This is a genomic window from Corynebacterium sp., from assembly GCF_012838985.1.
Classification (GTDB): Bacteria; Actinomycetota; Actinomycetes; order Mycobacteriales; family Mycobacteriaceae; genus Corynebacterium.
This window is the reverse complement of record NZ_DUOE01000062.1, coordinates 1-19,483: the sequence shown is the minus strand read 5'-3', so window position 1 is coordinate 19,483 and position 19,483 is coordinate 1. Positions and strand designations below refer to the sequence as shown.

The following is a 19,483-nucleotide window of genomic DNA, read 5'->3' as shown; positions in this document are numbered from 1 at the left end:
CATCGACGCAGCGTTCGAGTTCGTCAAGGAGACCGTCGCCCACGGCGGCACCATCCTGTTCGTCGGCACCAAGAAGCAGGCCCAGGAGGCCGTCCAGGTCGAGGCCGACCGCGTCGGCATGCCCTACGTCAACCACCGTTGGCTCGGCGGCATGCTCACCAACTTCCAGACCGTCTCCAAGCGTCTGCACCGCCTCAAGGAGCTGCAGGCCATGGACGCTGCCGAGGACGGCTACGAGGGCCGCACCAAGAAGGAAGTCCTCATGCTCACCCGCGAGCGCACCAAGCTGGAGCGCGTGCTGGGCGGCATCGCCGACATGACCCGCATCCCGTCCGCTCTCTGGGTGATCGACACCAACAAGGAGCACATCGCGGTCAACGAGGCCCACAAGCTCAACATCCCGGTCGTCGCGATCCTGGACACCAACTGCGACCCGGACGTCGTCGACTGGCCGGTCCCGGGCAACGACGACGCCATCCGCTCCACCGCCCTGCTGTCCCGCGTGATCTCCACCGCTGTGGAGGAGGGCAAGAAGGCACGCGAGGAGCGCGCCCTGGCCGCTTCCCGCGAGGCCGCCGGTGACACCGAGGAGAAGGCCGCCGCCGACGCGCAGGCTGCCGCCGCGGCCACCGAGGCTGAGGCTCCGGCCGCTGAGGCTGCTGAGGCCACCGAGGCTCCGGCCGCCGAGGCCGCTGAGTCCACCGAGAAGTAACATCCGGGCACACAAGGCCTGAATCTTTAGGCCCCCGTCGGTCGTGTACGCGGCGGGGGCCTTTCCCATCGACTACGCTCTGTGGTCGATAACCGTTCCGATACGAGGAGGATCGCCCCTACTATGGCGAACTACACTGCTGCAGACGTCAAGAAGCTCCGCGAGCTCACCGGCTCCGGCATGCTCGACTGCAAGAAGGCTCTGGAGGAGTCCAACGGCGACTTCGACAAGGCTGTTGAGATCCTGCGCATCAAGGGCGCCAAGGACGTCGGCAAGCGCGCTGAGCGCTCCGCTTCCGAGGGCCTCGTCGCCGTCTCCGGCAACACCATGGTGGAGATCAACTCCGAGACCGACTTCGTCGCCAAGAACGCCGAGTTCAAGGAGCTGGCCGCGAAGATCGCCGAGGCAGCCGCCGCCGTGAAGGCCAACTCCCAGGAGGAGCTCGCAGCCGCTGACGTCGACGGCAAGCCGGCCGCTGAGGTTCTGCAGGAGATGTCCGCCAAGATCGGCGAGAAGCTCGAGCTGCGTCGCGCCGCCACCCTCGAGGGCGACAACATCGCCGTGTACCTGCACCAGCGTGCCTCCGACCTGCCGCCGGCAGTCGGTGTCCTGGTCGCCTACACCGGTGAGGGCGCCGAGGCCGAGGCAGCAGCCAAGGCCGCCGCCATGCAGGTCGCCGCACTCCGTGCCGGCTACCTGACCCGCGAGGACGTTCCGGCCGACATCGTCGAGAAGGAGCGCTCCATCGCCGAGCAGATCACCCGCGAGGAGGGCAAGCCGGAGCAGGCCATCCCGAAGATCGTCGAGGGCCGTCTGCAGGGCTTCTACAAGGACGTCGTCCTCCTGGAGCAGGCCTCCGTCGCCGACTCCAAGAAGACCGTCAAGCAGATCATGGATGACGCCGGCGTCACCCTGACCGGCTTCCAGCGTTTCGAGGTCGGCCAGGCTTAATCGCCGCCTCAGCGCTTTTCGACGACCGCCGTGCTCACCATGAGCGCGGCGGTTTTCGCGTCTCATGGGCACGGGATAGGATGGGAGCCGATTCTACCGACCCCCTTGAAGGAGACCTCACGGTGACCACCGCTGACAACAGCCCCGGACGGACCAGCTACAAGCGCGTCATGTTGAAGCTCGGAGGAGAGATGTTCGGCGGTGGGGAGGTCGGCATCGACCCGGACGTCGTCGAGAACGTCGCCCGTCAGATCGCCGAGGTCGCGAAGACCGGTGCGGAGATCGCCGTGGTCATCGGCGGCGGCAACTTCTTCCGTGGCGCCGAGCTGCAGCAGCGCGGCATGGACCGCGCCCGTTCCGACTACATGGGCATGCTGGGCACGGTCATGAACTGCCTGGCCCTGCAGGACTTCCTCCAGCAGAAGGGCGTTGACTGCCGTGTGCAGACCGCCATCAACATGGCCCAGGTCGCGGAGCCGTACCTGCCGCTGCGTGCCGTCCGTCACCTGGAGAAGGGCCGCGTGGTCATCTTCGGCGCCGGCATGGGCATGCCGTACTTCTCCACCGACACCACGGCCGCCCAGCGTGCCCTGGAGATCGGCTGCGACGTCCTCTTCCTGGCCAAGGGTGTGGACGGCGTGTACTCCGACGACCCGCGCACCAACCCGGACGCGGAGCTGTTCACCGAGATCACCCCGCGTGAGGTCATCGAGAAGGGCCTCAAGGTCGCCGACGCCACCGCCTTCTCCCTGTGCATGGACAACAACATGCCCATCCTGGTGTTCAACCTGCTCACCGACGGCAACATCGCGCGTGCGGTGGCCGGCGAACAGATCGGCACCCTCGTCAATTCCTGACCGCATCCTGGTAGATTGATGCAGGTAAACACACTTGAGAAAGGCCTTACCCGATGATCGATGACATCCTCCTCGAGTCCGAGGACAGCATGACCCGCACCGTCGAGCACACCCGCGATGACCTGACCACGATCCGTACGGGCCGCGCGAACCCCGCCATGTTCAACGGCGTCATCGCCGAGTACTACGGTGTGCCGACCCCCATCACCCAGATGGCGACCATCTCGGTGCCTGAGCCGCGCATGCTCATCATCAAGCCGTACGAGATGAACGTCATGAACGACATCGAGAACGCCATCCGCAACTCCGACCTCGGCGTCAACCCGACCAATGACGGTCAGGTGCTGCGCGTGACCATCCCGCAGCTCACCGAGGAGCGTCGCCGCGACATGGTGAAGATCGCGAAGGGCAAGGGCGAGGACGGCAAGATCGCCATCCGCAACATCCGCCGCAAGGGCATGGAGCAGCTGAAGAAGCTGCAGAAGGACGGCGACTTCGGCGAGGACGAGGTGCAGGCAGCGGAGAAGGAGCTGGACAAGGTCACCCAGGGCTACGTCGCCCAGATCGACGACCTCGTCAGCCGCAAGGAGGAGGAGCTGATGGAGGTCTAGGGTTCTCCCGGACTTTCCCTCTCCTCATCCCCGCACCATTCCCCGCACATCCCCACCCACAGGAGGCTCCAGGTGAGCGAAGCGAAGTTGGGCCACCTGCCGAAACCGAAGAACAACCCCGGCCGTAACCTGCCCGTGGCGATCGGCGTCGGTGCCGTCCTCGGTGGGCTGTCCCTGTTGGCGGTGTGGATCGGCCCCGTCGGCTGGTACCCGTTGGTGGCGGCGGCGGTGGCCGTGGCGACGTGGGAGGTCGTGTCCCGTCTCCGGGAGCACACCTACCACATCCCCCTGGTGCCGATGCTGCTGCTCGGACAGCTCATGGTGTGGCTGTCCTGGCCCTTCGGCACGACCGGTCTGGTGGCGGCCTATGTCGCCGCCGTGCTGTCCATCATGTTCGGGCGGCTGTTCTACCACGGTCGGACGACGCCGCCCCAGAACTATCTGCGCGACACGGCGATGTCGATCTTCGTGCTCACGTGGATCCCCCTGTTCGCCAGTTTCGCGGCGATGCTGTCCCTCATCTCCTCCGACGGGGTGTCGGGCAGCCTGTACATCATCACGTTCATGCTGTGCGTCGTCGCCTCCGACACCGGTGGCTTCATCGCCGGCGTCATGTTCGGCTCGCACCCCATGGCCCCGGCGGTCAGCCCGAAGAAGTCCTGGGAGGGCTTCGCGGGTTCCGTCGTCGGCGGTTCCGTGACCGGCGCGTTGACGGTGTCCCTGCTGCTCGGCCACGAGTGGTGGATCGGCGCGGTCATGGGCGTCGGCCTGGTCATCTGCGCGACGTTGGGTGACCTCGTCGAGTCCCAGTTCAAGCGCGAACTGGGTATCAAGGACATGTCGAACCTGCTGCCCGCACACGGCGGCCTCATGGACCGGCTGGACGGCATGCTGCCGTCGGCCATGGTCACGTGGCTCGTGCTCAGCGTGCTGGGCAGCTGACGGGGGTCAGCCCCGCATCTTGCGCTGACGCTTGACCTGGCGGCGCAGCTCCAGCATGCGCACGCCACCGACCAGCGCCATGATGAGCGCGCCGGTGATCGCGGCGAAGAGGTAGGCGATGCCGGCCGGGAACTCGAAGGTCCAGGACAGGACGTTGAGCTCCGCCTGCTGCTGGTTCTGCAGGATGAACACCAGCAGGGCGATGAGCAGCAGGGCGCCGATGATGAGCGCCGCCCAGGTGCTGCCGGCCAGGGAGCTCTTCACCCTGGTCTCCACGACCGTCTCGGTGACCGGTCCACGGGGAGTCTCCTCCGCGTAGATGTCCCGGTGCTCGTCGAGGTGGTCGGGCATGGGCTCGTCGCGGACGGCCGGGAGGTGGTCCTGGTTCAGGTCCGGGCTCGTGTCGTGGACGGGATCGGTCTCGTGGGAACGTGTCATACCATCATTCAACGCTGTGCGTGCGAGTTGCGCCACGTAAATGAGTCAACAACTGGATAAGACCTGGCCCGACGTGCAAGGATGGGGGCATTATGGCTGAACCCGTGACCCTCCAGTTCTCCGCGCCCAAGCGGGGCATGCCGCCGACCCACTTCGCCGACCTGAGCCCCGAGGAGCGCGTCGCGCGCATCACCGACCTCGGCCTGCCGAAGTTCCGCGCCGACCAGATCGCCCGCCACTACTACGGCCGCTTCGAGGCCGACCCCTCCACGATGACGGACCTGCCCGCCGCGGCACGCGAGACCATCACGGAGGAACTGTTCCCGACCCTGTTGTCCCCGGTCCGCACCATCGAGACCGATGACGGTGACACCACCAAGTCGCTGTGGCGTCTCAACGACAGCACCCTGCTCGAGTCCGTGCTCATGCGCTACCCGGACCGTGCGACGCTGTGCATCTCCTCGCAAGCCGGTTGCGGTATGGCCTGCCCGTTCTGCGCCACCGGCCAGGGCGGTCTGGACCGTAACCTCTCCACCTCGGAGATCGTCGACCAGGTCCGTGCGGCGGCCGCTGCAATGGAGGCCGAGGGCTCCCGCCTGACGAACATCGTGTTCATGGGCATGGGTGAGCCGCTGGCCAACTACAAGCGCGTGGTCTCGGCGGTCCGTCAGATCACCCAGCCCTCCCCGGAGGGCTTCGGCATATCGCAGCGCAACGTCACCGTCTCCACGGTGGGCCTGGCGCCGGCGATCCGCCGGCTGGCGGACGAGGGCATGTCGGTGCGTCTGGCCGTGTCCCTGCACACCCCGGACGATGAGCTGCGTGACACCCTCGTGCCCATCAACAACCGTTTCTCCGTCCAGGAGGTCCTCGACGCGGCCCGCTACTACGCCGACAAGTCGGGTCGTCGCGTGTCCATCGAGTACGCCCTCATCCGTGACATCAACGACCAGGACTGGCGCGCCGACATGCTCGGCAAGAAGCTGCACAAGGCACTGGGCTCGAAGGTGCACGTCAACCTCATCCCGCTCAACCCGACCCCGGGCTCGAAGTGGGACGCCTCCCCGAAGGAGCGCCAGGACGAGTTCGTCCGCCGCGTCGTCGCCCAGGGTGTGCCCTGCACGGTGCGTGACACCCGCGGCCAGGAGATCGCCGCCGCCTGCGGTCAGCTGGCGGCCGAGGAGAAGTAGCGTCGCTATGTTGGGGGCATGAGTGTCCCACACCTGCCCCCGCCCGCACCCGACCCCACGACGCAGGCACTGGCGGTCCGTGACCTGACGAAGGTCTTCGGGCGGCAGACGGCCGTCGACCGGTTGTCGCTGGACATCCCGCGCGGGTCGATCTACGGCATCGTCGGCCCGAACGGCGCCGGCAAGACGACCATGATCAGCATGGTCGCCGGGCTGGCGCGCCCCACTGCGGGACGCGCGTGGGTGGCGGGCCATGACGTGTGGGAGGAGCCGCTTCCCGCGAAGAGGGCGATGGGTCTGCTCGTCGACGGTGTGCCCGTCTTCGACCGGCTCTCCGGGCGGGAGTACCTCAGCTACCTCGGGGGTCTGCGCGGTATCCCCGAGGCGGAGGTGGAGCGGCGTGCCACGGAGCTTCTCGACGCCCTCAACCTCACCGACGCCGGCCCGAAGTACATCGTCGACTACTCCGCCGGCATGAAGAAGAAGATCCTGCTGGCCGGTGCGCTGCTGCACGGCCCGGAGATCCTCATCCTGGATGAGCCCCTCGAGGCCGTGGACCCGGTGTCGGGGCGGCTGATCCAGCAGATCCTGCGTCGTTACGCCGCCGGTGGGGGAACGGTGGTGCTCTCCAGCCATGTGATGGAACTGGTGGAGGGGCTGTGCGACCACGTCGCCGTCATCCACCAGGGACGGGTGCTCACCGCCGGGCACGTCGACGAGGTGCGCCGGGGTGCCAGCCTGGTGGACACCTTCGTCGGTCTCGTCGGTGGCGGGGACCTCGACGACGGTGCCCTGGGGTGGCTGCGATGACCGGACTGCTCCTGCGTATGCACCGCACCCTGTGGCGGCGGTCGATGAGGAACAACTCGGCCGCCGGGATCATGGCCGTGCTCATCGTGCTCTACGCCTTCATCGGGCTGGTCAGCCTGGGGCTGAGCGTCTGGATGCTGCCCGTCGGGGACCGTGCCTGGGGGCTGGCGGGCATGGTCGCCCTGGGTTCGCTGGCCTATGTCGCGGTGTCCGTCATCATCCCCTCGGGTGAGTCGCAGCTCAGTGCCGCGGACTACGCCACGTTGCCGGTCACCGCCCGTGACCTCTTCCCGGCGCTGGCGTGGGCGACGCTGCTCAACACCCGGGGCGTGACCGCGGCGCTGACGACCGTGCTCGCCACGGTCCTCGCGGTGTGGCTCAGCGGCCCGCTGTGGCTGCTCGCCATGCCCGTCGCCCTGGTGGTGACGCTGCTGCTCGGTGAGATGCTGCGCATGGTCAGCGCCGGGGCGGGGCGGGTGTCCTCGGAGCGGATGAACATCCTCAGCGGTGTGCTCGTCATCGTGATGATCTTCGCCTTCAACGGCCTCATGTCCTTCGGGGTGGAGAACATCCGCCTCGACAGGATCGGCCGCATCCTCGCCTGGACCCCGGTCGGCGCGCCCGCCGGTGTCGTCGCCGCGCTCCTCGACTCCGCCTGGCTCACCGCCGCCGCCCAGCTGGCCGTCGTTGTGGCCACCCTGGTGCTCGGGGTGCGGTGGTGGCGGGGTGTGGTGGCCCGGCGTCTCGACGCCCCGCTGGACGCGGTGACGCGGGAGGAGACGGGGGAGCGTCGGGAAGCGGTCCTGCTGCCGGGCCTCCCCTACACCCCGGCGACGATGATCTACTCCCGCGGCGTGCGCTATTTCCGCCGCGATCCGCGGATGGTCGGGACGGTCGCGACCTTCCCTGTCCTCGCGATCGTGATGCTCGTGCAGGGGGCGCTCACCGACGACACCCTGCTCTACACCGGCATGGTCCTGGTGGCGCTCATCTCCGGTTCACTGGCCGGCAACGACTTCGGCTACGACGGACCCGCCACATGGGTGCACATCGTCTCGGGGGTCCCGGCCCGCACGCTGCTGCTGGCCCGGCACCTGGCGCAGCTCACCCCGATGCTCGCCCTGCTGCTGGTCGTCGACGTCGCCGCCGTCATACTTGCGGATGACCCCGCCCGCGCGGCACTGGTCGCCGTGATCTCCCTGGGACTGCTCGTGTCGGTGGCGGGTATCGCTCTGCTGCTCACCACCTTCAACCCTTTCCCCACCGCGAAGCCGGGCACCAGCCCGTGGGCGGACAAGTCGGGTTTCTCCGGGGCGGCCTTCGTCGCCGCCTTCGCCTCGCTGCTGCTGGGCTGGATCCCCGCCGCGCCCGGTGCCGCACTCGTGGCCTTCGGCTGGACCGTCCCGGGCCTGCTCCTGGCGCTGGCCCTGCCGGCACTGTTCTACGTGGGGTGCGTGCGGGTGGCGTCACGACGCCTGGACAGCCACCTCCCGGAGATCTACGCCCGGGTCGAACGCTGGGTGAATTAGCCCCGGTCCGGGGCACGAAAAAACCGCCCTCGAGGGGCGGTTGCTTCGGTGCGGAGACTGTGGCGCTTAAGCGTCCAGCTCGCGCAGGTGCTGCACGCGGGACGGCTCGATGTTGAGCGCACGCAGCTGGGCGTCGGACAGCTTGGCGTAGCTGCCGGAGAGCGTCTTCTGGTTGTAGACCCAGTCCGGCTCCTTGTGACCGACCGGCTGGTTACGGGAGGTCAGGGTGCGGACCTGGTTGAGCTTCGGCTCGAACAGGTGGATGAGCAGGCCGATCGCGATCAGGCCGGCGATGGTGAGCAGCCAGATGGTCTCAACGTGGCCCTCGTGGTTACCGAAGTTGTAACCCAGCAGGATCAGGACTGACACCCAGCCAGAAACCTGGACGGTGGTGCGGGAAAGCTCGCTCCAGCCGAAAGCGGCGGAAGGCACGTCCAGGGTGGAGGTTCCGCTGTGGACCTCAGGCACGATCTCGTGGGAAGCAGCCACGTTGTTCTCCTTGTCATGGAAGCATGTTTAACTTGCCCCATATCTTTGCACATAGTTCCCCCAGGTGCGACAAAACACCCCCAAGAGTTGCGCAGTGACAGAATAGGGGCCGTGACTACATCCGGTGATTCCCCCAGGCGCATTCTTCTTCTCGGTTCGACGGGGTCGATCGGCACGCAGGCCATCGAGGTCGTCGTCGCCAATCCGACCCTGTTCGAGGTGGTCGGCATCGCGGCGGGAGGCTCCGATCCGGCTCTCGTCGTGGAGCAGGCCCGGCTGCTGGATCTTCCGCCGGAGCGAGTGGCCGTGGCGGGGGAGCGGGCCGCGGCGGAGGTCTCGGCGGCCCTCGGCGGGACCGTCATCTCCGGGGCGGACGCCGCGGAACGGCTCGTGCGCACCGTGGAGGCGGACACCGTCCTCAACGCCCTGGTGGGCTCCCTCGGCCTGGCAGCGACGTTGGCCACCATCGAGTCGGGGTCGGTCCTGGCGCTGGCCAACAAGGAGTCGCTCGTCGCGGGCGGTGACCTCGTCATGGCGCAGGCCGCGCCCGGCCAGATCGTGCCCGTCGACTCCGAGCACTCCGCCATGGCCCAGTGCCTGCACTCCGGCACGGAACGGGAGATCGACCGGCTCGTCCTCACCGCGTCCGGCGGACCGTTCCGTGGCCGCACCCGGGAGGAGATGTGGGACGCCACCCCGGAGCAGGCGGCCGCGCACCCGACGTGGTCGATGGGGCAGATGAACACGCTCAACTCGGCGACGCTCATCAACAAGGGACTCGAACTCATCGAGGCGACCCTGCTCTTCGACATCCCCGCGGAGCGTATCGACGTCACCGTCCACCCGCAGTCCATCATCCACTCCATGGTCACGTTCACCGACGGCGCGACCATCGCCCAGGCCTCCCCGCCGTCGATGAAGCTGCCCATCGCGCTGGCCATGGACTGGCCGCGCCGTGTCCCCGGGGCCCAGCCGGCGCTGGACTTCACGCAGGCGCATGACTGGCGCTTCGAGCCGCTCGACGACACCGCCTTCCCCGCGGTGCAGCTGGCCCGCGACGTCGCGACGCGGAGGGGCACCTTCCCCGCGGTGTACAACGCGGCCAACGAGGAGGCGGCCGCGGCCTTCCTGGCGGGGCGGATCCGGTTCCCGCAGATCGTCGACACCGTTGCCGAGGTACTCGCAGGAGCTGACCAGTTCGCTGGTGTACCGTCGAGCGTCGACGACATCCTGGCGGTCGAGAAGGAGGCCCGGGCCCGGGCCAACGCGATCGTCGACAAGCTCTAAGGAGATCAGTGGGCGCCTACCTGCTCGGTGTGGTCCTGTTCGCCCTCGGCATCGCGGTGACCATCGCCCTGCACGAGGCCGGACACATGTTCACGGCCCGCGCGTTCGGGATGCGGGTGCGCCGCTACTTCATCGGCTTCGGCCCGACGGTGTGGTCCGTGAAACGCGGGCACACCACCTACGGCCTGGCGGCGCTGCCCTTCGGTGGCTTCTGCGACATCGCGGGCATGACCGCGCAGGACCCGGTCACCGAGGAGGAAGCTCCGCACGCCATGGTGAACAAGCCGTGGTGGCAGCGGGTGGCGGTGCTCTCCGGCGGCGTCATCATGAACCTCATCGTCGGCGTGATCATCATCTACGGCCTGGCGGTCACCTCGGGGCTGCCGAACCCGGACGTCGACACCACGCCCACCGTCGGCGCCGTCTCCTGCGTCTCCGACCAGACCGGTCCCGAGACTCTCGCCGAGTGCACCGGCACCGGCCCCGCCGGGGAGGCCGGCGTGCAGATCGGCGACCGCATCCTGGCGCTCGACGGCGAGCCCGTGGACAGCTTCGTGCAGCTGCGCGACACGGTCCTGGGCCGGCCGGGGGAGGACGTCGTGTTCACCGTCGAACGCGACGGCCGCACCTTCGACGTCACCGTCCCCGTCGCCCCGGTGACGCGTCTCGACGCCACCGGCAACGAGGTCACCGCCGGCGCCGTGGGCCTGAGCAACGCGCCGCTGGAGAACGCCTGGGTCTCCTACGGCCCGGTCGCCGCCGTCGGGGCGACGGGCGCGTTCACCGCCGACCTCTTCGAGGCGACCGTGCGCGGACTCGCTGGCTTCCCCGCCAAGATCCCCGGCGTGGTGGCCTCCATCTTCGGTGCCGAACGCGACATGGAGGGCCCGATGAGCGTCGTCGGCGCCTCCCGCGTCGGCGGTGAACTGGTGGAGCACTCCCTGTGGAACATGTTCTGGATGATGCTCGCCTCGTTGAACTTCTTCCTCGCGCTGTTCAACCTCGTGCCGCTGCCGCCGCTGGACGGCGGGCACATCGCCGTGGTGCTGTGGGAGAAGGTGCGTGACTTCTTCCGCCGCCTCCGCGGCCTGGCCCCGGCCGGTCCCGCCAACTACGAGAAGCTGCTGCCCGTCACCTACGCGATGGCGGCGCTCCTGCTCACCGTGGGCATGCTCGTCATCGTCGCTGACGTGGTCAACCCTGTCCGGCTGTTCGGCTAGAGTTGTGCGCATGAACATCGGACTTGGTATCCCGTCCACCCCGCCGCCCACCCTGGCCCCGCGCCGCAAGACCCGCCAGCTCATGGTCGGCAACGTCGGAGTAGGTTCTGATCACCCGATCTCGGTGCAGTCGATGACGACCACCAAGACCCACGACATCAACGCCACGCTCCAGCAGATCGCCCAGCTCACCGCCTCCGGCTGCGACATCGTGCGTGTCGCCTGCCCGAAGACGATCGACGCCGAGGCGCTGCCGATCATCGCCAAGAAGTCCCCGATCCCGGTGATCGCGGACATCCACTTCCAGCCCAAGTACATCTTCGCGGCCATCGACGCCGGCTGCGCCGCCGTGCGCGTCAACCCGGGCAACATCAAGGAGTTCGACGGCCGTGTCAAGGAGGTCGCCAAGGCGGCCGGTGACGCGGGCATCCCGATCCGCATCGGCGTCAACGGCGGCTCCCTCGACGCCCGTCTGATGAAGAAGTACGGCAGGGCCACCCCGGAGGCGCTCGTCGAGTCCGCGCTGTGGGAGGCCGGCCTGTTCGAGGAGCACGGCTTCGGTGACATCAAGATCTCCGTCAAGCACTCCGACCCGGTCGTCATGGTCGAGGCCTACCGTCAGCTCGCCGAGCAGTGCGACTACCCGCTGCACCTCGGCGTCACCGAGGCCGGCCCCGCCTTCCAGGGCACCATCAAGTCCTCCGTGGCCTTCGGCGCGCTGCTGTCCCAGGGCATCGGCGATACCATCCGCGTCTCCCTGTCCGCCGACCCGGTGGAGGAGATCAAGGTCGGTGACCAGATCCTCCAGGCCATGAACCTGCGTCCGCGCAAGCTCGAGATCGTCTCCTGCCCGTCCTGCGGACGCGCACAGGTCGACGTGTACAAGCTCGCCGAGGAGGTCACCGCCGGGCTGGAGGGCATGGAGTTCCCGCTGCGCGTCGCGGTCATGGGCTGCGTCGTCAACGGTCCCGGCGAGGCGCGCGACGCCGACCTGGGTGTCGCGTCCGGCAACGGCAAGGGCCAGATCTTCGTCAAGGGTGAGGTCATCAAGACCGTGCCCGAGTCCCAGATCGTCCAGACCCTCATCGAGGAGGCCATGCGCATCGCCGAGGAGCAGGGTCTCGAGCAGGTCGAGGGCGCCAAGGCCGAGGTGAAGGTCACGCACTAGGGCCGGTCTCTGGCGAGTCTGGGGCGTCGATAAGCGGAATGCCTGTTAACCTGCGCACATGACACGGACAGCACGCAGCATCACGGGGGGCTTCGTCGTGCTCGGACTCGTGTCCGGGCTCGTCGCGTGCACGCCGAAGCCGGTGGACGCGACGCCCACGGCGGAGGATTTCCTCGCCGCCCTCGCCGCGCGGGACCTGGACGGGGTGTCGGAGGTCATCGACCTGCCGACGACCGCCCGCGAGGTCATCGACTCGACGTGGGACGGCCTCCAAGCCGAGGGACTGACGGCGACGCTGGGGGAGGTCGACGTCCGGGACAACCTGGCGACCGCGCAGTACACCCTCGACTGGCAGCTGCCGCGTGACCGCCACCTCACCTACGACACCACCCTCACGCTCACCAAGACCCGGGAGGACTGGACCGTCCGCTGGCAGCCCAGCCTGCTGCACCCGCGCCTCGGCGCCAACCAGCACCTCGAGCTGCGCCCCGTGCCCGCGGGGAAGGCCAGCGTCGTCTCCTCCGACGGCGTGGAGATCCTCCAGCCGGGCACGATGTACCGCATCCTCGTGGACCTGGGCAAGGTCCACGACGTCCGGCCCGTCGCCGCGCGCATCGCCGCCGCCGTCCCGCGTCTCGACGCCGCCGCCCTCTCCGAGGAACTCTCCCGCGCCTCCGGCGTCTACTCCGTCGCGCTGGTCGACCAGGAGGACGGACCGCGCGTGACGGAGGAACTGGCGGACATCGAGGGGGTCATCGTCAACGACGAGGCCGCCATGGTCAACCGCGACCCCTCCTTCGCCCCCGACATCATGGCGCGCGTCTCCGCGATCGTCGCCGATGAACTCGACGGCGCCAACGGGTGGCGCGTCACCGCCGTCAACCAGCACGGCGGCGTCATCGACGACGTCGAGTACCACGGGCCGCAGCCCGCCCCCGCCGTCCGCGTCGGCCTCGACCACGACATCCAGCTCGCCGCCCAGCAGGCCGTCAACCTGCGCGCGGAGATGCAGGCGATGATCGTCGCCATCCGCCCGTCCACCGGGCAGGTCCTCGCCGTGGCGCAGACGAAGGCCGCCGACGAGAAGGGCGACATCGCCCTGTCCGGCCAGTACCCGCCCGGCTCCGTGTTCAAGATCATCACCGTCGCCGCCGGCATGCAGGAGGAGGGGCTGGGCGTCGACTCGATCGTGCCGTGCCCCGGCTCGATGAACATCTACGGGCGCATCGTCAACAACTACAACCAGTTCTCGCTGGGCAACGTGCCTCTCGAGCGGGCTTTCGCGTCCTCGTGCAACACCACCTTCGCGGACATCTCGACGCGGCTGGAGCCGGGGCAGCTGGCGGACGTCGCGAAGCAGTTCGGCCTGGGCCTCGACTTCCACATCCCCGGCCTGTACACCGTGACCGGCTCCGTCCCCGAGGGGGAGACCCCGCTCGACCGCACCGAGGCCGGCTACGGCCAGGGCCTCGACCTGGCCAGCCCCTTCGGCCTGGCGCTCGTCGCCGCGACCGCCGCCCGCGGGGAGACACCGCTGCCGGTGCTCATCGACGGCCACGAGACCACCGTCTCCGAGGAGGTCCCGGCCCCCGACCCGGAGGCCATCGCGCAGCTCCAGCGGATGATGCGCTCCGTGGTCACCTCCGGCACCGCCCGCGGCATGCAGGCCGGCGGCCAGATCCACGGCAAGACCGGTGAGGCCGAGATCAACCAGGGCTCGCACGCCTGGTTCGCCGGCTACCGCGACGACGACATCGCCTTCGCCACCCTCGTCGTCCTCGGCGGCGGATCCGAGACGGCGGTCGCCATCACCGACCACATGTTCACCACCCTCGACCAGATGCGCGCCGAGAGGGCGCTACCATGACAGGCATGACTTCTCGCTCTCCTCTGGTTCCCGGCCGTGTGTCCCCGATCCGTACCGTCCCCGACCACATCGAACGCCCCGAGTACGCGTGGAAGGACACCGTCCAGGAGAACATCGGCGAGCCCTTCGTCCAGACCCCCGAGGTCATCGAGGCGATGCGTGAGGCCTCGAAGATCGCCGCGAACGCACTCAAGGAGGCCGGCGCCGCCGTGGCCCCGGGCGTGACCACCGACGAGCTCGACCGCATTGCCCACGAGTACATGCTCGACCACGGCGCCTACCCGTCGACGCTGGGCTACCGCGGCTTCCCGAAGTCCTGCTGCACCTCGATGAACGAGATCATCTGCCACGGCATCCCGGACGACACGGTCATCCAGGACGGCGACATCGTCAACATCGACGTCACCGCCTACAAGAACGGCGTCCACGGCGACACCAACGCCACCTTCCTCGCCGGCGATGTCTCCGAGGAGCACCGCCTGCTCGTCGAGCGCACGGAAGAGGCCATGATGCGCGGCATCCGTGCCGCCAAGCCGGGCCGGGAGATCAACGTCATCGGCCGCGTCATCGAGTCCTACGCCAACCGCTTCGGCTACAACGTCGTCCGCGACTTCACCGGCCACGGCGTCGGCCCGACCTTCCACAACGGGCTGGTCGTCCTGCACTACGACTCCACCGCCTACCGTGACATCCTCGAGCCGGGCATGACCCTGACCATCGAGCCGATGATCAACCTCGGCGGCCTCGACTACACGATCTGGGACAACGACTGGACCGTCCAGAACAACGACTTCCGCTTCACCGCCCAGTTCGAGCACACCATCGTCATCACCGACGACGGCAACGAGATCCTCACCCTCGCCGACTAGTCGCTGCGGGAACGGGGAGAGCCCAGGTCACATCCACGATGTGACCTGGGCTCCGTGCTTGTCCGGGCAGGCTAGAACTCCAGGCCCAGGAGGGCGTTCTCGGTGACCTCCGGCAGGGCCGGGTGGATCCAGTACTGCTTCTTCGCGACGTCGCGCACGTCCAGGTCGAAGGCCATCACCGTGATCATCTGCTGGATGAGGGTGGAGGCCTGCGGGCCGTAGTAGTGGGCGCCGAGCAGCTTGCCGGTGTCCCTGTCGGCGATGAGCTTGCAGATGCCGGTGGTGTCTTCCATGGCCCAGCCGTAGGCGACGTCGCCGTAGCGCTGGATCTTCACGGTGACGTTGTGCCCGGCCTCGCGGGCCTGACGCTCGGTGAGCCCCACCGTGGCGATCTGCGGGTTGGTGAACACCGCCGACGGCACATGCTCGTGCGGCAGCTTCTGCAGGTCCTCAGGGTGGAGGAGGTTGTGGCGCACGGCGCGCATCTCCGCGTTGGCCACGTGCTTGAGCATGAAGGGGGAGGCGACGTCACCGAAGGCCCAGACACCCTCCGCGGAGGTGGAGCGGCCGTGCTCGTCGACGGAGACGCGGCCGTCCTCGGTCATCTCGACGCCACCCTCGTCCAGGTCCATCTGGTCGCCGTTGGGGGTGCGTCCGGTGGCGACGAGGAGGACGTCGGCGGTGATGGTCGCGCCGTCGTCGAGCGTGACGGTGACACCACGGTAGTCCTCGACGGCGGAGGCGACGGTGCGGCCCACGCGGACGTCGTAACGCTTGGCGGAGTCCTCGTTGACGCGGGCGCAGATGTCGGCGTCGAGGAGCCGCATGAGGCCGGAACGGCTGACCACGTGGACCTTGGTGCCCAGCGCGTCGAAGACGTGCGCGAACTCCATGGCGATGAAACCGCCGCCGACGATGATGATCGACTGCGGCTGCTGCTCGAGACGCATGATCGTCTCGTTGGTGTGGACGGTCACGCCGGAATCGGTGATCTGCTCCGGGATCATCGGGCGGGAACCGGCGGCGATGACGACCTGGTCGGCGGAGATGACCGCGTCACCGGTACGGATCGTGCGCTCGCCGACGAAACGGGCGTGCTGGTCGTAGACGTCGATGTTGGGGGTCTCGGGGCCGCGGCGGTAGGCCTCGCCGCCCTCGGCGATGAGGTCGATGCGCTGGTCGAAGATGCGGGAGACGATGGCCGGCCAGTCGACGCGGTACACCTGCGAGCTGAGGCCCAGCTGGCCGGACTCACGCGCCGCCAGGGCGATGTCGGCCGGGTGGACGAACATCTTGGTGGGGATGCAGCCCACGTTGAGGCAGGTGCCGCCGAAGGTCCCCTTCTCGACGATCGCGATCGACTTGTCCTCGAACTCCGGGCCCGGGATGGAGTTGCCCGAACCGGTGCCGATGATGATCAGGTCATAGTGCTTGTCGACCTTGAGGTCAGCAGACATGCGAGAGGGCTCCTTGACTAGGGGAAATAAATCGACAACCGAGTCTACCTGCGCCCCAGCCAGTCCACCGTGGCGGCCAGCACCTCCTCGAGGGGGCCGGGGCGGGAGAGGAACACGTCGTGGCGTGCACCCTCGACGGGCAGGACCGTGACGTCCGTGCCCAGGTGCGGCGCCCACCGCTGGATCTGCAGCGTGTCCAGGACCGTGTCGTTGCAGTGCGAGTCCTCGCAGTAACCGCGCCCCAGCAGCGAGGTGGCGGAGCACAACGTGAGCACGGGCACGCCGACATCCACCTCGTCGCGGTGCACCCGCCGCTGACTGCGCAGCACCTCCCACAGCCAGCCCAGGTACTTGCGGTGCCCGCCGACGGGCTTGAAGTCGACGTCGAAGTCCCAGTCACCGTGGTGGTCCTTGTGGATCGACACCCCGTACGTGCCCAGGTTGCCGCCGGGGATCTCCACGGACGGCAGCACCCGGCCCAGGACACCGACCACCGGGCGCATCACCGTCACCGCCGCCGGCGGGTACATCATGTCCAGCCACGGGGAGTTGAGGATGAGCCCCGCCAGGCGGGCGTGCCTCTCCGAGTCGTTGCGACGCAGGTGCGCCGCCCACAGCGGCACGATGAGACCACCGGTGGAGTGGGCGACGGGCACCACCGGACCGTCGATGATGTCCAGGGCGGCGGTGAGCTCCGGGAAGTAGTGGCGGAAATCGGTGCTGTAGTGCCACGTCTGACCTTCGCGACGCGAGCGGCCGCACTTGCGCAGATCCAGCGCATAGAAGTTGAACCCCGCCTCCGCCACCGCCTGCGCCACGTGGGCGTGGAAGAAGTAGTCCGTCATGCCGTGCACCCACAGCACCGACAGGCGCCCGGGGACGGGGGAGCCGTAACGCACGAGGGTGGCCACCGCCTCCCCCTCCCCGTCGGGATCGGGGCCGAGGAAGATGTCGCGGGCGGAGAAATCGGGACCGAGAATGTCCTCGTACCAGTCTGAGAAGGCGGGAACGCTCATGATGACCACACTAGTGGGGGTACGGGGGAGTGAGGGGCGTCGATAAGTTCGTGTTTTACCTACCTTCATCACACCCACGCCACCCTAAGGCGTAAGGTTGATGGGTACCGGACAAGGGGAGTGGATCTGCGCCGAGGACGTCAGAGCCCGCACCCGGAATTGTCCTGCCCGCCGGGGAGTAGTGCCGACACCCGGTGCGGGCCATGTACTGGCCAGAACCTTCGACGACGAATGAGGTAATGCAAGGTGTCCACCGAAAACAAGAACGCTCCCAAGGTCACTGACGAGGTCGATGTCGCCCTCGTCGGCGCGGGTGTCATGAGCGCCACCCTGGGTGCGATGATCCGCGAGCTCGAGCCGAGCTGGTCCCAGATGATCTTCGAGCGCCTGGACGGCCCCGCCCAGGAGTCCTCCTCCCCGTGGAACAACGCCGGTACCGGCCACTCCGCACTCTGCGAGCTCAACTACACCCCCGAGGTCAAGGGTCGCATCGACGTCTCCAAGGCCATCGGCATCAACGAGAAGTTCCAGGTCTCCCGCCAGTTCTGGTCCCACCAGGTCGACACCGGTGTCCTGGCCGACCCGAAGGAGTGGATCAACCCGGTCGCCCACCTGGCCTTCGCCCAGGGTGAGGACCAGGTCGACTACCTCAAGCGCCGCCACGAGGCCCTGAAGGACAACATCCTGTTCCCGGGCATGGAGTGGGTCGAGGACGAGGCCAAGTTCGCCGAGCGCCTCCCCGTCATGTCCAAGGACCGTGACTTCGCCGCCGAGAAGGTCGCCTACTCCGGCACCGACATCGGCACCGACGTCAACTTCGGTGCCCTGACCGAGCAGTTCCTCACTGCGGCTGAGGCCTCCGGCACGGAGGTCCGCTACGGCCACGAGGTCAAGAACATCAAGAAGGACGGTGGCAAGTGGAAGATCACCGTCAAGAACGTGCACACGGGTGACACCTCCGTCGTCAAGGCCAAGTTCGTGTTCGTCGGCGCCGGCGGCTACGCCCTCGACCTGCTGCGCAAGGCAGGCGTCCCGGAGGTCAACGGCTACGCCGGCTTCCCGGTCTCCGGCCTGTGGCTGCGCTGCACCAACGAGGAGCTCATCGCCCAGCACGACGCCAAGGTCTACGGCAAGGCCAAGGTCGGTGCCCCGCCGATGTCCGTCCCGCACCTGGACACCCGCGTCATCGACGGCAAGAAGGGCCTCCTCTTCGGCCCCTACGGCGGCTGGACCCCGAAGTTCCTCAAGGAGGGCTCCTACCTCGACCTGTTCAAGTCGATCCGCCTCGACAACATCCCGTCCTACCTGGGTGTCGCCGTGCAGGAGTTCGCACTGACCAAGTACCTCGTCACCGAGGTGGCCAAGGACTTCGAGAAGCGCCTCGTCGACCTGCGTGACTACGTCCCGTCCGCCAAGGCCGAGGACTGGGAGACCGTCGTCGCCGGCCAGCGCGTCCAGGTGATCAAGCCGACCGCCGCCCCGCGTTTCGGTTCCCTGGAGTTCGGCACCACCCTGATCAACAGCATCGACGGCTCCATCGCCGGCCTGCTGGGCGCCTCCCCGGGTGCCTCCGTCGCCCCGGCCGCCATGCTCGAGCTGCTCGAGCGTTGCTTCGGTGAGCGCATGATCGACTGGGGCCCGAAGCTCTACGAGATGATCCCGTCCTACGGCACCAAGCTCGCCGACGACAAGAAGATGTTCGACGAGCTCTGGGACTACACCCAGAAGACCCTGAAGCTCGACAAGTAGCTTCCTGCGTGAGGGCCGCGACCGCGAGGTCGCGGCCCTTGCTGATTCCGTACCCTGGGGGCCATGCAACGCATAGTGCCCACCATCTGGCTCGACCGGAACGCCGACGAGGCCGCCTCCTTCTACGCCACCGCCTTCCCTGACACGCTCATCGACAACCGCGTCACCTACCCCACCACCGACCTCCCCGACTTCCAGGCAGACCGGGCCGGCGAGACATTGACCGTGGACGTCGTCATCGACGGCTACCGTCTCACCCTGCTCAACGGCGGACCTGAGTTCGGGCCGACGCCGGCGATCAGCTTCTTCGTCAACTTCGAT

Annotated in this window: 19 protein-coding genes; 15 read left to right on the top strand and 4 right to left on the bottom strand. The window is 68.0% G+C overall.

The genetic code is table 11. From position 1 onward, the window contains the following. From rpsB to GXZ33_RS03680, 5 genes are all read left to right on the top strand, one after another. Positions 1 to 712, top strand: a 712-nt coding sequence (gene rpsB / locus GXZ33_RS03700; protein ID WP_291339492.1) for a 30S ribosomal protein S2, incomplete at its 5' end; no start/stop codon positions are given. 123 nt (positions 713 to 835) lie between these two features. After that, the gene (gene tsf, locus GXZ33_RS03695; protein WP_291339491.1) at positions 836 to 1,663 is read left to right on the top strand and encodes a translation elongation factor Ts; all 828 of its coding nucleotides are present in this window, start codon (positions 836 to 838) and stop codon (positions 1,661 to 1,663) included. A gap of 122 nt (positions 1,664 to 1,785) precedes the next feature. After that, positions 1,786 to 2,520 carry a UMP kinase gene (pyrH, locus tag GXZ33_RS03690; protein ID WP_291339490.1) on the top strand — a complete coding sequence of 245 codons (735 nt, stop codon included), beginning with the start codon at positions 1,786 to 1,788 and terminating at the stop codon, positions 2,518 to 2,520. A gap of 53 nt (positions 2,521 to 2,573) precedes the next feature. Beyond that, positions 2,574 to 3,131, top strand: a complete 558-nt coding sequence (frr, locus tag GXZ33_RS03685; protein ID WP_291339489.1) for a ribosome recycling factor — start codon at positions 2,574 to 2,576, stop codon at positions 3,129 to 3,131. A 72-nt stretch (positions 3,132 to 3,203) separates the two neighbouring features. Beyond that, entirely contained in the window at positions 3,204 to 4,073 is an 870-nt protein-coding gene (locus GXZ33_RS03680) for a phosphatidate cytidylyltransferase (RefSeq protein WP_291339488.1), read from the top strand. Between the two features lie 6 nt (positions 4,074 to 4,079). On the opposite strand, the gene GXZ33_RS03675 is transcribed toward GXZ33_RS03680, so the two are convergent. After that, on the bottom strand, positions 4,080 to 4,511 hold the full coding sequence (locus GXZ33_RS03675; protein ID WP_291339487.1) for a lipopolysaccharide assembly protein LapA domain-containing protein: 432 nt from the start codon (positions 4,509 to 4,511) through the stop codon (positions 4,080 to 4,082). A 92-nt stretch (positions 4,512 to 4,603) separates the two neighbouring features. On the opposite strand from GXZ33_RS03675, the gene rlmN reads away from it, so the two are divergent. Genes rlmN through GXZ33_RS03660 form a run of 3 tightly spaced genes read left to right on the top strand, consistent with a single transcriptional unit; the run spans position 4,604 to position 8,040 of the window. Beyond that, positions 4,604 to 5,701, top strand: coding sequence for a 23S rRNA (adenine(2503)-C(2))-methyltransferase RlmN (gene rlmN, locus GXZ33_RS03670; RefSeq protein ID WP_291339486.1), 1,098 nt, complete (start codon positions 4,604 to 4,606; stop codon positions 5,699 to 5,701). Positions 5,702 to 5,719: 18 nt separating this feature from the next. After that, complete coding sequence (locus GXZ33_RS03665; RefSeq protein WP_291339485.1) at positions 5,720 to 6,511, top strand: ABC transporter ATP-binding protein; 792 nt, start codon at positions 5,720 to 5,722, stop codon at positions 6,509 to 6,511. Then, the gene (locus tag GXZ33_RS03660) at positions 6,508 to 8,040 is read left to right on the top strand and encodes a hypothetical protein (protein ID WP_291339484.1); all 1,533 of its coding nucleotides are present in this window, start codon (positions 6,508 to 6,510) and stop codon (positions 8,038 to 8,040) included. Before GXZ33_RS03665 ends, GXZ33_RS03660 begins: the two co-directional genes overlap by 4 nt. Before the next feature lie 66 nt (positions 8,041 to 8,106). Here the strand turns inward: GXZ33_RS03660 and GXZ33_RS03655 are convergent, their stop codons facing one another. Beyond that, positions 8,107 to 8,529, bottom strand: a complete 423-nt coding sequence (locus GXZ33_RS03655) for a DUF2631 domain-containing protein (protein ID WP_291339483.1) — start codon at positions 8,527 to 8,529, stop codon at positions 8,107 to 8,109. Between the two features lie 111 nt (positions 8,530 to 8,640). On the opposite strand from GXZ33_RS03655, the gene dxr reads away from it, so the two are divergent. From dxr to map, 5 genes are read left to right on the top strand one after another with little or no spacing between them, the layout of a single operon-like run. Then, a complete protein-coding gene (gene dxr, locus GXZ33_RS03650; protein WP_291339482.1) occupies positions 8,641 to 9,816 on the top strand; it encodes a 1-deoxy-D-xylulose-5-phosphate reductoisomerase in 1,176 nt (391 codons plus the stop codon). Positions 9,817 to 9,824: 8 nt separating this feature from the next. After that, on the top strand, positions 9,825 to 11,036 hold the full coding sequence (locus GXZ33_RS03645) for a M50 family metallopeptidase (RefSeq protein ID WP_291339481.1): 1,212 nt from the start codon (positions 9,825 to 9,827) through the stop codon (positions 11,034 to 11,036). Between the two features lie 10 nt (positions 11,037 to 11,046). Continuing rightward, the gene (gene ispG, locus GXZ33_RS03640) at positions 11,047 to 12,204 is read left to right on the top strand and encodes a flavodoxin-dependent (E)-4-hydroxy-3-methylbut-2-enyl-diphosphate synthase (RefSeq protein WP_291339480.1); all 1,158 of its coding nucleotides are present in this window, start codon (positions 11,047 to 11,049) and stop codon (positions 12,202 to 12,204) included. 58 nt (positions 12,205 to 12,262) lie between these two features. After that, the gene (locus tag GXZ33_RS03635; RefSeq protein ID WP_291339479.1) at positions 12,263 to 14,071 is read left to right on the top strand and encodes a penicillin-binding transpeptidase domain-containing protein; all 1,809 of its coding nucleotides are present in this window, start codon (positions 12,263 to 12,265) and stop codon (positions 14,069 to 14,071) included. Further along, positions 14,068 to 14,940 (top strand): type I methionyl aminopeptidase, encoded by an 873-nt coding sequence (gene map, locus GXZ33_RS03630; RefSeq protein WP_291339478.1) that lies wholly within the window; start codon positions 14,068 to 14,070, stop codon positions 14,938 to 14,940. The genes GXZ33_RS03635 and map overlap by 4 nt, the downstream gene beginning before the upstream one ends. Positions 14,941 to 15,011: 71 nt before the next feature. Here map and mtr read toward each other — a convergent pair whose 3' ends face one another. Both mtr and GXZ33_RS03620 read right to left on the bottom strand, forming a co-directional pair. Beyond that, a complete protein-coding gene (gene mtr / locus GXZ33_RS03625; protein WP_291339477.1) occupies positions 15,012 to 16,397 on the bottom strand; it encodes a mycothione reductase in 1,386 nt (461 codons plus the stop codon). 44 nt (positions 16,398 to 16,441) lie between these two features. Further along, positions 16,442 to 17,413, bottom strand: coding sequence for an alpha/beta hydrolase (locus tag GXZ33_RS03620; RefSeq protein ID WP_291339476.1), 972 nt, complete (start codon positions 17,411 to 17,413; stop codon positions 16,442 to 16,444). A 246-nt stretch (positions 17,414 to 17,659) separates the two neighbouring features. On the opposite strand from GXZ33_RS03620, the gene mqo reads away from it, so the two are divergent. Both mqo and GXZ33_RS03610 read left to right on the top strand, forming a co-directional pair. Further along, entirely contained in the window at positions 17,660 to 19,162 is a 1,503-nt protein-coding gene (gene mqo / locus GXZ33_RS03615) for a malate dehydrogenase (quinone) (RefSeq protein WP_291339475.1), read from the top strand. A 63-nt stretch (positions 19,163 to 19,225) separates the two neighbouring features. Next, the coding region (locus tag GXZ33_RS03610) for a VOC family protein (protein ID WP_291339474.1) at positions 19,226 to 19,483 on the top strand (258 nt) is incomplete at its 3' end.

What these genes read in the sequence shown, in the direction of transcription:
- map (WP_291339478.1), top strand. Translation starts at nt 14,068, where the DNA reads ATGACAGGCATGACTTCTCGCTCTCCTCTGGTTCCCGGCCGTGTGTCC.
- mtr (WP_291339477.1), bottom strand. Translation starts at nt 16,397, where the DNA reads ATGTCTGCTGACCTCAAGGTCGACAAGCACTATGACCTGATCATCATC.
- rlmN (WP_291339486.1), top strand. Translation starts at nt 4,604, where the DNA reads ATGGCTGAACCCGTGACCCTCCAGTTCTCCGCGCCCAAGCGGGGCATG.
- GXZ33_RS03675 (WP_291339487.1), bottom strand. Translation starts at nt 4,511, where the DNA reads ATGACACGTTCCCACGAGACCGATCCCGTCCACGACACGAGCCCGGAC.
- tsf (WP_291339491.1), top strand. Translation starts at nt 836, where the DNA reads ATGGCGAACTACACTGCTGCAGACGTCAAGAAGCTCCGCGAGCTCACC.
- ispG (WP_291339480.1), top strand. Translation starts at nt 11,047, where the DNA reads ATGAACATCGGACTTGGTATCCCGTCCACCCCGCCGCCCACCCTGGCC.
- GXZ33_RS03660 (WP_291339484.1), top strand. Translation starts at nt 6,508, where the DNA reads ATGACCGGACTGCTCCTGCGTATGCACCGCACCCTGTGGCGGCGGTCG.
- GXZ33_RS03620 (WP_291339476.1), bottom strand. Translation starts at nt 17,413, where the DNA reads ATGAGCGTTCCCGCCTTCTCAGACTGGTACGAGGACATTCTCGGTCCC.
- GXZ33_RS03635 (WP_291339479.1), top strand. Translation starts at nt 12,263, where the DNA reads ATGACACGGACAGCACGCAGCATCACGGGGGGCTTCGTCGTGCTCGGA.
- GXZ33_RS03665 (WP_291339485.1), top strand. Translation starts at nt 5,720, where the DNA reads ATGAGTGTCCCACACCTGCCCCCGCCCGCACCCGACCCCACGACGCAG.
- frr (WP_291339489.1), top strand. Translation starts at nt 2,574, where the DNA reads ATGATCGATGACATCCTCCTCGAGTCCGAGGACAGCATGACCCGCACC.